Annotated in this window: 15 protein-coding genes; 12 read left to right on the top strand and 3 right to left on the bottom strand. The window is 66.4% G+C overall.

Going from position 1 to position 12,245, the window contains the following annotated elements; all coding sequences use genetic code 11:
* Nucleotides 1-56: 56 nt before the first annotated feature.
* The 6 genes from coxB to DD542_RS02135 all read left to right on the top strand — a co-directional run bounded on the left by coxB (nucleotide 57) and on the right by DD542_RS02135 (nucleotide 4,809).
* The gene (gene coxB / locus DD542_RS02155; protein ID WP_066158622.1) at nucleotides 57-1,244 is read left to right on the top strand and encodes a cytochrome c oxidase subunit II; all 1,188 of its coding nucleotides are present in this window, start codon (nucleotides 57-59) and stop codon (nucleotides 1,242-1,244) included.
* Between the two features lie 40 nt (nucleotides 1,245-1,284).
* Nucleotides 1,285-2,904, top strand: a complete 1,620-nt coding sequence (gene ctaD, locus DD542_RS02150; RefSeq protein ID WP_066158620.1) for a cytochrome c oxidase subunit I — start codon at nucleotides 1,285-1,287, stop codon at nucleotides 2,902-2,904.
* Between the two features lie 8 nt (nucleotides 2,905-2,912).
* On the top strand, nucleotides 2,913-3,026 hold the full coding sequence (locus tag DD542_RS23830; protein WP_241559655.1) for a cytochrome oxidase small assembly protein: 114 nt from the start codon (nucleotides 2,913-2,915) through the stop codon (nucleotides 3,024-3,026).
* Nucleotides 3,027-3,047: 21 nt separating this feature from the next.
* Nucleotides 3,048-3,659, top strand: coding sequence for a cytochrome c oxidase assembly protein (locus tag DD542_RS02145; protein ID WP_079364519.1), 612 nt, complete (start codon nucleotides 3,048-3,050; stop codon nucleotides 3,657-3,659).
* 35 nt (nucleotides 3,660-3,694) lie between these two features.
* Nucleotides 3,695-3,865, top strand: coding sequence for a DUF2970 domain-containing protein (locus DD542_RS02140; protein WP_084397479.1), 171 nt, complete (start codon nucleotides 3,695-3,697; stop codon nucleotides 3,863-3,865).
* Nucleotides 3,866-3,927: 62 nt separating this feature from the next.
* A complete protein-coding gene (locus DD542_RS02135; protein WP_066158614.1) occupies nucleotides 3,928-4,809 on the top strand; it encodes a cytochrome c oxidase subunit 3 in 882 nt (293 codons plus the stop codon).
* A gap of 81 nt (nucleotides 4,810-4,890) precedes the next feature.
* On the opposite strand, the gene DD542_RS02130 is transcribed toward DD542_RS02135, so the two are convergent.
* Nucleotides 4,891-5,124 (bottom strand): twin transmembrane helix small protein, encoded by a 234-nt coding sequence (locus DD542_RS02130; RefSeq protein ID WP_127803466.1) that lies wholly within the window; start codon nucleotides 5,122-5,124, stop codon nucleotides 4,891-4,893.
* 40 nt (nucleotides 5,125-5,164) lie between these two features.
* Here DD542_RS02130 and DD542_RS02125 point away from each other — a divergent pair, with 40 nt between their 5' ends.
* Genes DD542_RS02125 through DD542_RS02105 form a run of 5 tightly spaced genes read left to right on the top strand, consistent with a single transcriptional unit; the run spans nucleotide 5,165 to nucleotide 9,220 of the window.
* The gene (locus tag DD542_RS02125) at nucleotides 5,165-5,905 is read left to right on the top strand and encodes an SURF1 family protein (RefSeq protein ID WP_127803464.1); all 741 of its coding nucleotides are present in this window, start codon (nucleotides 5,165-5,167) and stop codon (nucleotides 5,903-5,905) included.
* The gene (locus DD542_RS02120; RefSeq protein WP_127803462.1) at nucleotides 5,886-6,551 is read left to right on the top strand and encodes a hypothetical protein; all 666 of its coding nucleotides are present in this window, start codon (nucleotides 5,886-5,888) and stop codon (nucleotides 6,549-6,551) included. The genes DD542_RS02125 and DD542_RS02120 overlap by 20 nt, the downstream gene beginning before the upstream one ends.
* Before the next feature lies 1 nt (nucleotide 6,552).
* Complete coding sequence (locus DD542_RS02115) at nucleotides 6,553-7,698, top strand: COX15/CtaA family protein (RefSeq protein ID WP_127803460.1); 1,146 nt, start codon at nucleotides 6,553-6,555, stop codon at nucleotides 7,696-7,698.
* Entirely contained in the window at nucleotides 7,695-8,597 is a 903-nt protein-coding gene (gene cyoE, locus DD542_RS02110) for a heme o synthase (RefSeq protein ID WP_127803458.1), read from the top strand. The genes DD542_RS02115 and cyoE overlap by 4 nt, the downstream gene beginning before the upstream one ends.
* A 14-nt stretch (nucleotides 8,598-8,611) precedes the next feature.
* Entirely contained in the window at nucleotides 8,612-9,220 is a 609-nt protein-coding gene (locus tag DD542_RS02105; protein WP_127803456.1) for an SCO family protein, read from the top strand.
* On the opposite strand, the gene DD542_RS02100 is transcribed toward DD542_RS02105, so the two are convergent.
* A complete protein-coding gene (locus DD542_RS02100; protein WP_127803454.1) occupies nucleotides 9,221-10,195 on the bottom strand; it encodes a tripartite tricarboxylate transporter substrate binding protein in 975 nt (324 codons plus the stop codon).
* Entirely contained in the window at nucleotides 10,192-11,220 is a 1,029-nt protein-coding gene (locus DD542_RS02095; protein ID WP_079364525.1) for a CDP-6-deoxy-delta-3,4-glucoseen reductase, read from the bottom strand. Before DD542_RS02095 ends, DD542_RS02100 begins: the two co-directional genes overlap by 4 nt.
* A gap of 89 nt (nucleotides 11,221-11,309) precedes the next feature.
* On the opposite strand from DD542_RS02095, the gene DD542_RS02090 reads away from it, so the two are divergent.
* Nucleotides 11,310-12,230: an SDR family oxidoreductase gene (locus DD542_RS02090; RefSeq protein ID WP_066158594.1), complete on the top strand. Its 921-nt coding sequence runs from the start codon at nucleotides 11,310-11,312 to the stop codon at nucleotides 12,228-12,230.
* The last annotated feature ends 15 nt before the right edge of the window (nucleotides 12,231-12,245 follow it).

Raw genomic sequence — 12,245 nt, 5'->3', positions numbered from 1 at the left:
ATTGATATAAATCAATACTTATATTTGAGGCGTTCAACGTGAGTACGACAAGACAGATGGGTGATTTCCTGCGCCAGCGTTCCGGTGGCCTGCGTGCGACGACTTCTGCCTGGATTCTGGGCTCCTCGGTCTGGCTGGCCGAGGCGGCCCATGCGGTGAACGACCTGCCCGGTGGTCCGGCGGTCAACCAGCTCAACTTTGCACCGCCTGCCACCAAGATCGCAGAAGAGCAGCACTGGCTGCACTGGTTCATGATGGCCATCTGCTCGGTCATCTTCGTGGTGGTGTTCGGGGTGATGTTCTATTCCATCCTCAAGCACCGGAAGTCGGTGGGGCACAAGTCGCAGGAGCTGCCCGAGCCGATCTGGGTCGAGCTGGGCTGGACCATCGTGCCGCTGCTGATCGTGATCGGCATGGCCCTGCCGGCCACCAAGGTGCTGGTGGCCCAGAAGGACACCACCAACAGCGACCTGACCATCAAAGTCACGGGCATGCAGTGGAAGTGGGGCTACGACTACATCAAGGGTGAAGGCGAGGGCATCGGCTTCCTCTCCACCCTGGACAACAGCCACCGTGAAATGTCCAACAGCGGCAAGCCGCCCGCCACGGACGACTACCTGCTGAAGGTGGACAACCCGCTCGTGGTGCCCGTGGGCAAGAAGGTCCGCATCATCACCACCGCCAACGACGTGATCCACGCCTTCATGGTGCCGGCTTTCGGCATCAAGCAGGACGCCATTCCGGGCTTCGTGCGCGACACCTGGTTCCGTGCCGAGAAGACCGGCGACTTCTATGGCCAGTGCGCCGAGCTGTGCGGCAAGGAGCACGCCTACATGCCGATCCACGTCAAGGTGGTGTCCGCCGAGGAGTACACCCAGTGGGTCGAGGGCGAGAAGAAAAAGATGGCTGCTGCTGCAGACGATCCCTCCAAGGTCTGGAACCTGGCCGACCTGGTCAAGCGCGGCGAGTCGGTCTATGCCGCCAACTGCGCAGCCTGCCACCAGGCCAATGGCAAGGGCGCCGGTCCGATCAAGGCGCTCGATGCATCCCCCATCGTGCTGGACGCTGACAAATCCAAGCAGATCGCTGTTCTGCTCAATGGTGTCAACAACGGTGCCATGCCTGCCTGGAAGCAGCTGTCCGACACCGAGATAGCCGCGGTGATCACTTACACCAAGAACAGCTGGTCCAACAAGACCGAGCAGATCGTGCAGCCCGCCGACATCGTCGCGGCCCGCAAGTGACGCGGACCCAGAACAGATTGAAATTCTCAAGGACTAGAACATGAGTGCAGTACTGGATCCCCACGACGCTCACGCGCACGACCACGATCATCACGCCCCCGCCGGCTGGCGCCGTTGGGTCTACGCGACCAACCACAAGGACATTGGCACGCTGTACCTGCTGTTCGCCTTCACCATGCTCATGGTAGGTGGTGTGCTGGCCCTGCTGATCCGCGCCGAACTGTTCCAGCCCGGCCTGCAGCTGGTCAATCCCGAGCTGTTCAACCAGCTCACCACCATGCACGGCCTCATCATGGTGTTCGGCGCCATCATGCCGGCCTTCGTGGGCTTCGCGAACTGGATGATCCCGCTGCAGATCGGCGCGTCCGACATGGCGTTCGCGCGCATGAACAACTTCAGCTTCTGGCTGATGATCCCGGCAGCGATCATGCTGGTGGCCTCGTTCTTCATGCCCGGCGGCGCCCCGGCCGCCGGCTGGACGCTCTACGCGCCGCTGACCCTGCAGATGGGTCCCTCGATGGATGCCGGCATCTTCGCCATGCACATCCTGGGTGCCTCGTCCATCATGGGCTCGATCAACATCATCGTGACCATCCTGAACATGCGCGCGCCCGGCATGACGCTGATGAAGATGCCGATGTTCTGCTGGACCTGGCTGATCACCGCCTACCTGCTGATCGCCGTGATGCCCGTGCTGGCCGGCGCCATCACCATGACGCTGACCGACCGCCACTTTGGCACCAGTTTCTTCAACCCCGCCGGCGGCGGCGACCCGGTGATGTACCAGCACATCTTCTGGTTCTTCGGCCACCCGGAGGTCTACATCATGATCCTGCCGGCCTTCGGCATCGTGAGCCAGGTCGTGCCCGCCTTCGCGCGCAAGAAGCTGTTCGGCTACGCCTCCATGGTGTACGCCACCGGCTCCATCGCCATCCTGTCCTTCGTCGTGTGGGCCCACCACATGTTCACCACCGGCATGCCGGTGACGGGTCAGCTGTTCTTCATGTACAGCACCATGCTGATCGCCGTGCCCACGGGCGTGAAGATCTTCAACTGGATTGCGACCATGTGGAAGGGCTCGATGACCTTCGAGACGCCCATGCTGTGGGCTGTCGGCTTCATCTTCGTGTTCACCATCGGCGGTTTCACCGGCCTGATCCTGTCGATGGCGCCGATCGACATCAACTTCCAGGACACCTACTACGTGGTGGCCCACTTCCACTATGTGCTGGTGGCCGGTTCGCTGTTCGCCATGTTCGCTGGCATCTACTACTGGTTGCCCAAGTGGACCGGTGTGATGTACAGCGAAGGCCGTGGCAAGCTGCACTTCTGGTGGTCGATGATCTCCTTCAATATCACCTTCTTCCCGATGCACTTCCTGGGTCTGGCCGGCATGCCGCGTCGCTACGCCGACTACCCGATGCAGTTCGCTGATTTCAACGCCATCGCGTCTGTGGGTGCCTTTGCGTTTGGTCTGGCCCAGGTGTACTTCTTCCTGTTCGTGATCGTCCCCGCGATGCGCGGCGTTGGCCCCAAGGCGGTTCAGAAGCCCTGGGATGGCGCCGAAGGCCTGGAGTGGGAAGTGCCGTCCCCGGCGCCTTTCCACACCTTTGAAAACCCGCCAAAGCTGGACGCCACCGCCACCAAGGTGATCGGCTGAGCACGTCCATGACCTCGACCGAACAGAAAAAACAGAACCAGCGCCTGGGCCTCATCCTGGCCTCGGTGGCGCTGGTGTTCTTCCTGGGCTTCGTCGGCAAGATCGTGCTGCTGGGCGGCTGAGCCGTTCCGGGAGAGCATTCGATGGGTCTGAAACGAGAGAACCTGAAGATGGTGGGCAAGCTCGGCGTGATCACGCTGGGCATGTTCGCCTTCGGGTATGCGCTGGTGCCGCTGTACAAGGCCATCTGTGAAGCCACGGGCATCAATGTCCTCGCGCTGACCGAGCGCACGGTGCCCGGTGCCCAGCCCAAGGTGCTCAACACCCAGGTCGACAGGTCGCGCACCATCACGGTGGAGTTCGATGTCAACGCACGCGGGCCCTGGCACTTCAAGCCGGCCGTCCGGACACTGCAGGTGCATCCGGGCGAGTTGACCACCGTGCTCTACGAGTTCCAGAACATCCAGAACCGCACGATGGCGGCGCAGGCGATTCCCAGCTACGCACCGACGCAGGCGGCCTCCCATTTCAACAAGCTCGAGTGTTTCTGCTTCACGCAGTACACCCTCGCGCCTGGTGAGAAGAAAGAGTGGCCGGTGGCCTTCGTGATCGATCCGAAGCTGCCCAAGGACGTGACGACCATCACGTTGTCCTACACCTTCTTCGAGGTGGGCGGCAAGGTGCCCGCGGCGCCGCAAGGCATGGTCGGTCGCGCGCCGGCGCCTGTGGCAGTGACCAGTCAGGGGGCCGTGTGAGCACTCCCCCGGTCCACAAACGCAAGGGCTCGGTCATGGACACCGTCAAGGCGGTGCTCTGGGGCTTTCTGGGAATCCGTCGCCAGGCCGACTATCAGCGCGACATCGCCCGCCTCAACCCGATCCACCTAATGGTGGTGGGAGTGTTGATGGCCCTGGCGTTTGTCGGCATCCTGATCCTGATCGTGAACTGGGTGGCTGGCTGAACCAGTCATCCGAATCAAACAGTTTTATTCATTCATACCAGCGAAAGCACTGAGGAGCGAGCATGTCAGCAGCAACCCACGGCACGACGCCTTATTACTTCGTCCCCGGACCCTCCCGTCACCCGGTGATGGCGGCCGTCGGCCTGTTCTTCGTGATTCTTGGTGCAGGTCAGTGGATCAACGGTGCCGCCTGGGGCATGTATTCGCTGGCTTTTGGCCTGGCCTTCTGGCTGGTGGTGCTGTTCCAGTGGTTCCGTGATGCGGTGACCGAGAGCGAGGGTGGTCTGTACGGCCGGAAGATCGACCTCTCCTACCGCTGGAGCATGAGCTGGTTCATCTTCTCGGAAGTGATGTTCTTCGGTGCGTTCTTCACCGCGCTGTGGTGGGCCCGAACCCACTCGGTGCCGGCGCTGGGCAACATCGAGAACGCCCTGCTGTGGCCCGACTTCACGTCCGTCTGGCCGAGCCGCCAGGTCGGTGCCACCGCCTCGCCGGCCGGCATCGTCGAGCCGTTCCAGACCATGGGCCCGTTCTGGCTGCCCACGATCAACACCGCGCTGCTGCTGACCTCTGGCGTGACGCTGACCATCGCCCACCACGCCCTGCAGGCGGGCAACCGCGGCAAGACCATCGCCTTCATGTGGATGACGGTGATCCTGGGTCTGGTGTTCCTGTTCGTGCAGGGCTACGAGTACGCCCACGCCTATGGCGACCTGAACCTCAAGCTGTCGTCGGGCATCTTCGGTTCGACCTTCTTCATGCTGACCGGCTTCCACGGCTTCCACGTGTTCGTCGGCATGCTGATGCTGCTGTTCATCACCCTGCGCCTGCAGAAGGGCCATTTCACCGCCCAGAAGCATTTCGGCTTCGAAGGTGCGGCCTGGTACTGGCACTTCGTAGACGTGGTCTGGCTGGGCCTCTACATCCTCGTGTACTGGATGTGACGCACTGGGCGGCCTCGCCGCCCGTCCCAGAGAAAACGGCGCCGGAAGGCGCCGTTTTTTTGGACCCGGTGTGCCGGCCCTTCAACCCCGAAGCGGCAGGCCGGTGGGCTGGATCCAGCCCATCCAGTAGCTGAGCAGCACCACGACGAACAGCAGGATGGAAAAGCCGACGCGGAAGGCCAGAGCCTTGGCCATGGGGTTTTTGCGGAGGGATCCGGTGTCGTCGCCCTGGCCGCCGCCGCGCATCATGAACACCAGCGCCGCCGCCAGGCTGCCGAGGATGGCCACAAACGCCACAATCACAAGATAGGTCATGCGGGGATTATCCGCCGCTCCCAGTTCTTCATTGCCTTCCATGACACCTCGCACCCGCTTCTGGACCGTGACCATTGCCGCAGCCGGCACGGTTGGGCTCACGGCATCGCTGGGTGTCTGGCAACTCTCGCGTGCAGCCCAGAAGCAGGCTCTGGAAACGGGCATCGCCGAGCGGGGCGCGATGGCGGCGCTCGACGGTGCCGCGGTCCTATCGGCCAACGGTGTTGTCGAGCCGCTGCTGCACCGCATGGTCCGGCTCAAGGGGCAGTGGGTGCCGGAGGCCAGTGTCTTTCTGGACAATCGGCCCATGGCCGGGCGCAGCGGCTTCATCCTGGTCACGCCGCTCAGACTCTCGGGTGACGGGCGCGCGCTGCTGGTGCAGCGCGGCTGGGTGCCCCGCAACTTCCAGGACCGGTCGCAGGTGCCCGAAGTCCCCACCCCTTCGGACGAGGTGGAGGTCACCGGACGCCTGGCCCCACCGCCCAGCCGGCTGTTCGAGCTGGGCGCAGCGGAGCAGGGGCGCATCCGGCAAAATCTCGACATCGAGTCGCTGGCCAGGGACACCGGGCTGGCGCTGCTGCCGATGTCGGTGTTGCAGACCGGCGCCTCGCCCGAAGGCCTGCTCCGCGAGTGGCCGCGCTTCGAATCCGCTGCTCACAAGCACCACGCATACGCCGCCCAGTGGTTCGCCATGAGTGCGGTCGCCGCCGGGCTGTACGCCTGGTTCCAACTGATTTCTCCCCGTCGCCGACGCACGCTTCATGGCCAAGACCCCCGATGAACCCCTGACCCTGACGGTGCACAGCCTGCCCAAGGCCGATGCGCCGGACACCAGCGCCGCCACCCGGGCCGGGCGCTGGAAGATGCTGCTGCTTCTGCTGGTGTGCGCCTCGCCGGTGATCGCGTCGTACTTCACCTACTACGTGATCCGGCCCGAAGGCCGCCGCAACTACGGCGAACTGATCGACCCGCAGCGCCCTCTGCCCGATCTGGTGGGTACCGACGCCAGCGGCCGGCTGGTGCCGCTGACCCAGCTGAAGAACCAGTGGCTGTTCATCAGCGTCGCCGACTCCGCCTGCGACGATGCCTGCCAGAAGCACCTGTTCCTGCAGCGGCAGCTGCGCGAAACCCTTGGCAAGGACAAGGACCGGCTGGACTGGGTGTGGCTGCGCACCGGCTCGCCCGCACTGTCCGAACCCTTGAAGCAGGCGACGGCGGCGGCGACCGTGCTGCACGTCGACGCGGCCGCACTGGCGACCTGGCTGCAGCCCGCGGCGGGCCAGCGCCTGGAGGACCACCTGTATGTGGTCGATCCCATCGGCAACTGGATGATGCGCTTCCCGGCGCAGGCCGATCCGAAGCAGGTCAAGCGCGATCTCGACCGCCTGCTGCGCGCGTCGGCGTTCTGGGACAAGGCCGGGCGCTGACATGGGCGAGCTGTACGACCTGTCGCCCGCACTGCGGCTGATGCTCTTGGGGGCCGTGATCGCCCTGGGGCCGCTGGCCTGGGTGTGGCTGCGCCACCGCCGCGCGAGCGGCGCGCAGCGCCTGCGCGCGCTGACCCTGCTGACCCTGTTCCTGACCTTTGACCTGGTGCTGTTCGGCGCCTTCACTCGGCTGACCGACTCCGGCCTGGGCTGCCCAGACTGGCCGGGCTGTTACGGCAGCGCCAGTCCGGTGGGCGCGCACGCCTCCATCTCGGCGGCGCAGCAGGCCATGCCCACCGGACCGGTCACGCACAGCAAGGCCTGGGTGGAGATGATCCACCGCTATCTCGCGACGGCGGTCGGGGTGCTGATCCTGGTGCTTGCTGTGACCAGCTGGATCGAGCGCCGGCGCCTGAGCATTTCCCCGGCCTGGGCCTGGCTGACCCTGTTCTGGGTCTGTCTGCAAGGCGCCTTCGGCGCGCTGACCGTGACCATGAAGCTGTTCCCGGCCATCGTCACCCTGCACCTGCTCGGGGGCATGGTGTTGCTGGCCCTGCTGAGGGCCCAGTCGGTGGCCTACGACCTGGGCGTGCAGGGGCATGCGCCGCTGATGCTGGGCCGACCGGCCCGCCGGGCCCTGCTGCTGGTGTACGCGCTGCTGTGGCTGCAGATCGCGCTGGGCGGCTGGGTCAGCACCAACTACGCGGTGCTGGCTTGTGACACCTTCCCCACCTGTCAGGGTGGCTGGTGGCCGTCGATGAACCTGCGCGAAGGCTTCACGGTCTGGCGCGAGTTGGGCATGAACGCCGATGGCCAGCCCATCACTTTTGCCGCGCTGACCGGCATCCATTACGTGCACCGCCTGTTTGCCTACCTCGTGCTCGCCGCGCTCGTGGCACTGGCCGGACACCTGTGGTCCCAGCCGGGCGCGCGCCCATCGGCGCGTTGGCTGCTGGCCCTGGCGGGTCTGCAGCTGGCGACCGGCCTGAGCAATGTGGTGCTGGACTGGCCGCTGCTGTCCGCCGTCGGTCACACGGGTGGCGCGGCCGCTCTGGTGGTCGTGATGACCGGGCTGCTGGCCGGCACCCGTACCGCACCTTCTTCCGTGGGCGCACCCGCGCTCACCGTTCCCCGCACCTCCCCATGAGCACCGCGCCCACTTCCCTGGCCCCGACCATGCCCTCGGTCTGGCGCCAATACCACGCGCTGACCAAGCCGCGCGTCATCCAGCTGATCGTCTTCTGCGCCCTCATCGGCATGGTGCTGGCCGTGCCCGGGCTGCCCAGCTGGGCCCAGTTGCAGACGGCCGCGCTGGCCTGCCTGGGCATCTGGCTGGTGGCCGGCGCCGCCGCGGCCTTCAACTGCGTGGTCGAGCAGCAGATCGACGCCAAGATGCGCCGCACCGCCTGGCGGCCCACCGCCAAGGGCGAGCTGGGCAATGTGCAGACGCTGACGTTCTCGGCCGTGCTGTGTGCGCTCGGCTCGGCCATCCTGTACCTGTGGGTCAACCCGCTGACCATGTGGCTGACCTTCGCCACCTTCGTGGGCTACGCGGTGATCTACACCGTCATCCTCAAGCCGCTGACGCCGCAGAACATCGTGATCGGCGGGGCGTCCGGCGCCATGCCGCCGGTGCTGGGCTGGGCGGCGATGACCGGTGTGGTCGCGCCCGAGGCGCTGATCCTGTTCCTGATCATCTTCCTCTGGACGCCTCCGCACTTCTGGGCGCTGGCGCTCTACCGCGTCGAGGACTACCGCAAGTCCGGTCTGCCCATGCTGCCGGTCACCCATGGTTCGGAGTTCACGCGGCTGCAGATCCTGCTTTACACCTTCGTGCTGTTCGCCGCCTGCCTGATGCCCTTCATCATGCGCATGAGCGGCTGGGTTTACCTGGTGGCCGCACTGGCGCTGAGCGTCGGGTTCTGCGGCTACGCCTGGGCCCTGTGGCGCAACTATTCGGACGCGCTCGCCCGCAAGACCTTCCGCTTTTCGCTCTGGCACCTGTCGCTGCTGTTCGCCGCGATGCTGATCGACCACTACATCTGAAACACCCTCCCGCCATGAAACGTCGGCATCTGATTTCCCTGGCCCTGTGCAGCACCCTGCTGGCCGCCTGCTCCGACAAACCCGCGGACGCCACCGCCACCGGCTTCTCGGGCATCGACATCACGGGCGCGGACTACGCCACCGGCTTCTCGCTGACCGACCACAACGGCCAGGCGCGCACGCTGGCGGACTTCAAGGGCAAGGTGGTGGTGATCTTCTTCGGCTACACCCAGTGCCCGGACGTGTGCCCGACCTCCATGAGCGAGATGGCGCAGGCCAAACAGCTGCTGGGGGCGGACGGGGACAAGCTGCAGGGCCTGTTCGTCAGCGTCGACCCGGAGCGGGACACGCCGGAGATCATGAAGGAGTACATGGGCAGCTTCGACCCCACGTTTCTCGCACTCTACGCGCAGCCGGACAAGCTGCCCGAGGTCGCCAAGAGCTTCCGCATCTACTACAAGAAGGTCGACGGCAAGACCCCCACCAGCTACACCATGGACCACTCGGCGGGCAGCTATGTCTACGACACCCAGGGACGCCTGCGGCTGTACCACCGCTATGGCAGCGGCGCGCCGGCGCTTGCCGGCGACCTGAAGAAGCTGCTGGCCGAGGCCGGGGTCTGATCAGTCGACCTGGGCGCCGCTGAGTTTGACCATGCGCTCGTACTTGCCGCGCTCTTTCTGCAGGAAGGCTTCGAACGCCTGAGGCGTGCTGGGCGCCGGTTCGGCCAGCAGGCGTGCGAACTGGGCCTTGACCTCGGGCGTGCCGAGCGCGGCAGTGAATGCGCTGTTGAGCTTGCGCACGGTCTCGGCCGGAGTGCCCGCCGGCGCGATCAGCCCCCACCAGGTGTCCACTTCAAAGCCGGGCAGGGTCTCGGCCATCGGCGGCACTTCCGGCAGCATGGCGCTGCGCTGTGCCGTGGTCACGGCCAGGGCGTGCAGCTTGCCGGCGCGGATGTTGGCGGCGGCGGTGGCCAGGTTGTCGATGTTGAAATCCACCTGCCCCGACAGCAGGGCCAGCTGCGCCGGGTTGCCACCGTTGTAAGGGATATGAACCGCGAAGATGCCGGCCTGGTGTTTCAGCAGCTCGCCCGCCAGGTGACCGGCGCTGCCGTTGCCGCCCGACCCGTAATTGAGCTTGCCGGGGTTGGCCTTGGCGTAGCGGATGAGGTCGGCCAGGCTGCGGATGTTCAGCCGCTGCGCCGTGTCGGCGTTCATCACCAGCACATTGGGCACGCGCAGCATCTGCGTGACCGGGGCGAAGTCCTTGGCCGGGTCGTAGGGCAGCTTGCTGAACAGCCAGGGGTTGATGCCGTGCGAGGCGGTGGTGGCGATGCCCAGTGTGTGGCCGTCCGGCGTGGCCCGGGCCACGGCGGCGACGCCGATGTTGCCGCCGGCACCGGGCCGGTTTTCCACGATCACCGTGCCCAGCGAGTCCTTGACCGCCTCCGCCAGGATGCGTGCGGTCACGTCGATCGGGCCGCCGGCGCCGAACGGCACGATGATGCGGGTGGGCTTGTCGGCCTGCGCCATCGACAGCGCAGGGAGCGCGAGGGCCGCGGTGGCGGCGAGTGCAATGATGTGGCGGCGGGTGCTCACAGCTTGTCCTTGGCGCTGGTGAACGAGTCGGCGTAGAACGCTTCTTCGGGCAGGCCGGCGGCCAGGTAGTCGCGCTTGGCCGACTCCACCACGATCGGCGCGCCACAGGCGTACACCTCGTGACCCGAGAGGTCGGGCGTGTCTTCCAGCACCGCGCGGTGCACGAAGCCCGTGCGGCCGGTCCAGGCGTCCTCTGGCAGCGCATCGGAGATCACCGGCACGTAGCGCAGGTGGGGCATGGTGGCCAGCTGCTCCTCGATCCAGGCCGACTGGTACAGGTCGGCCGGACGGCGGCCGCCCCAGTAGAGCGTGGCCGGCCGCGTGATGCCCTTGTGGCGCATGTGTTCGATGATGGCCTTGATGGGCGCGAAGCCGGTGCCCGAGGCCAGCAGCACCATGGGTTTGTCGCTGTCCTCGCGCAGGAAGAAGCCGCCGTAGGGCCCTTCGACGCGCAGGATGTCCTTTTCCTTCATGGCTCCGAACACATGGTCGGTGAACTTGCCGCCGGGCATGTGGCGGATGTGCAGTTCGACCTGCGGGCCCGCGGCCTGGGTGTGCGGTGCGTTGGCCATCGAGTAGCTGCGGCGGTCGCCGTCGCGCAGCAGGAACTCGACGTACTGGCCGGCGTGGTACTGGAAGGTGTCGGCCGCAGGCAGCTGCAGCTTCATCACGATCACGTCGTGCGAGGCGCGTTCCAGGCTGATCACGCGCACCGGCATTTTCTTGATCGGGAACGCGCCCGCTTCGGTGACCTGGCGCGACTCGAGCACCACGTCGCTCTGCGCGACGCCGCAGCAGGTGAGGATGTAGCCGGAGGCTTCCTCTTCTGCGCTCAGGGCCTTGGCCTGGTGCGGGCCGTGGGCGACGCTGCCGCTGACGAGCTTGCACTTGCAGGAGCCGCAGGCGCCGTCCTTGCAGCCGTAGGGCAGGCCGATGCCCTGGCGGATGCCGGCCGCGAGAATGGCTTCGCCGGATTCGGCGCTGAACTGTCGGCCGCTGGGCTGGACGGTGATGCTGAAGGTCATGGTGAATCAGGCTACAGTGGTTTGGATGAACGGGCGCTGAACCGCGGGCGCCCCCGCAGGCAACCCGCCATTTTCCCAAATTCGAATCCATGACATTTCTTGGTGCCCTTCCAGCCCGTTTCCGCCGCGAACGGGTGCTCATCATCGGCTGCGGTGACGTGGGCCAGCGCGCCGCGCGCGAGCTCGGTGGCGGGCGGCGCGTCCGTCTGCTGGCGCTGACCTCCAACCCCGACAATGCCGGCGCCTTGCGTGGCCAAGGCATCACGCCCCTGATCGGCAACCTGGACCGGCCGGCCGACCTGCAGCGGCTGGCCGGCCTGGCCACACGCGTGCTCCACCTGGCGCCACCGCCGTCCGAAGGACAGGCCGACTGGCAGGCCGACGCGAGGACCCGGTCCCTGGTGCGGACACTGGCGCGGCGGTCGCCTCCGAGCGCCCTGGTCTATGGTTCCACGACCGGGGTGTATGGCAACTGCGAGGGCCGCTGGGTGGACGAGTCGGCGCCCACCCGGCCGCTGACCCCGCGCGCCTGGCGACGGGTCGACGCCGAGGCCTCGGTGCACTGGCTGGCGCGCGCGCTGGGCGTGCGCAGCAGCGTGCTGCGCATCCCGGGCATCTACGCGCCCGACCGGGCGGGCGGCACGCCGCAGGAGCGCTTGCGCCGCGGCACACCGGTGCTCCGGCCCGAGGACGACGTCTACACCAACCACATCCACGCCGACGACCTGGCGCGCGCCTGCGTGCTGGCGCTCTGGCGCGGCAAGCCCCGGCGCACCATCAACGTGGTGGACGACACCGAGCTGAAGATGGGCGACTACTTCGACTTCGCGGCCGATCTGTACGGCCTGCCCCGGCCGCCGCGCGTTGCGCGCGACGCCGCGGGCGACCAGCTGCCGATGGTGCTGCTGAGCTTCATGAGCGAGTCGCGCCGCCTGCACAACCGGCGCATGAAGACCGAGCTGGGCCTGCGGCTGCGCTACCCCACGGTGGCGCAGGGCCTGCGCGGCTGAAATTTCACAGCGCCG

Origin of the sequence: Hydrogenophaga sp. NH-16 (assembly GCF_004006415.1) — a bacterium.
GTDB lineage: Bacteria > Pseudomonadota > Gammaproteobacteria > Burkholderiales > Burkholderiaceae_C > Hydrogenophaga > Hydrogenophaga pseudoflava.
Note: the sequence above shows the minus strand (reverse complement) of the source record. Positions and strands in the feature narration are given on the sequence as shown.

Bases quoted from the DNA above. Each gene is read 5' to 3' on its own strand.
- coxB (WP_066158622.1), top strand. From the start codon at position 57: ATGGGTGATTTCCTGCGCCAGCGTTCCGGTGGCCTGCGTGCGACGACT.
- ctaD (WP_066158620.1), top strand. From the start codon at position 1,285: ATGAGTGCAGTACTGGATCCCCACGACGCTCACGCGCACGACCACGAT.
- DD542_RS23830 (WP_241559655.1), top strand. From the start codon at position 2,913: ATGACCTCGACCGAACAGAAAAAACAGAACCAGCGCCTGGGCCTCATC.
- DD542_RS02145 (WP_079364519.1), top strand. From the start codon at position 3,048: ATGGGTCTGAAACGAGAGAACCTGAAGATGGTGGGCAAGCTCGGCGTG.
- DD542_RS02140 (WP_084397479.1), top strand. From the start codon at position 3,695: ATGGACACCGTCAAGGCGGTGCTCTGGGGCTTTCTGGGAATCCGTCGC.
- DD542_RS02135 (WP_066158614.1), top strand. From the start codon at position 3,928: ATGTCAGCAGCAACCCACGGCACGACGCCTTATTACTTCGTCCCCGGA.
- DD542_RS02130 (WP_127803466.1), bottom strand. From the start codon at position 5,124: ATGACCTATCTTGTGATTGTGGCGTTTGTGGCCATCCTCGGCAGCCTG.
- DD542_RS02125 (WP_127803464.1), top strand. From the start codon at position 5,165: ATGACACCTCGCACCCGCTTCTGGACCGTGACCATTGCCGCAGCCGGC.
- DD542_RS02120 (WP_127803462.1), top strand. From the start codon at position 5,886: ATGGCCAAGACCCCCGATGAACCCCTGACCCTGACGGTGCACAGCCTG.
- DD542_RS02115 (WP_127803460.1), top strand. From the start codon at position 6,553: ATGGGCGAGCTGTACGACCTGTCGCCCGCACTGCGGCTGATGCTCTTG.
- cyoE (WP_127803458.1), top strand. From the start codon at position 7,695: ATGAGCACCGCGCCCACTTCCCTGGCCCCGACCATGCCCTCGGTCTGG.
- DD542_RS02105 (WP_127803456.1), top strand. From the start codon at position 8,612: ATGAAACGTCGGCATCTGATTTCCCTGGCCCTGTGCAGCACCCTGCTG.
- DD542_RS02095 (WP_079364525.1), bottom strand. From the start codon at position 11,220: ATGACCTTCAGCATCACCGTCCAGCCCAGCGGCCGACAGTTCAGCGCC.
- DD542_RS02090 (WP_066158594.1), top strand. From the start codon at position 11,310: ATGACATTTCTTGGTGCCCTTCCAGCCCGTTTCCGCCGCGAACGGGTG.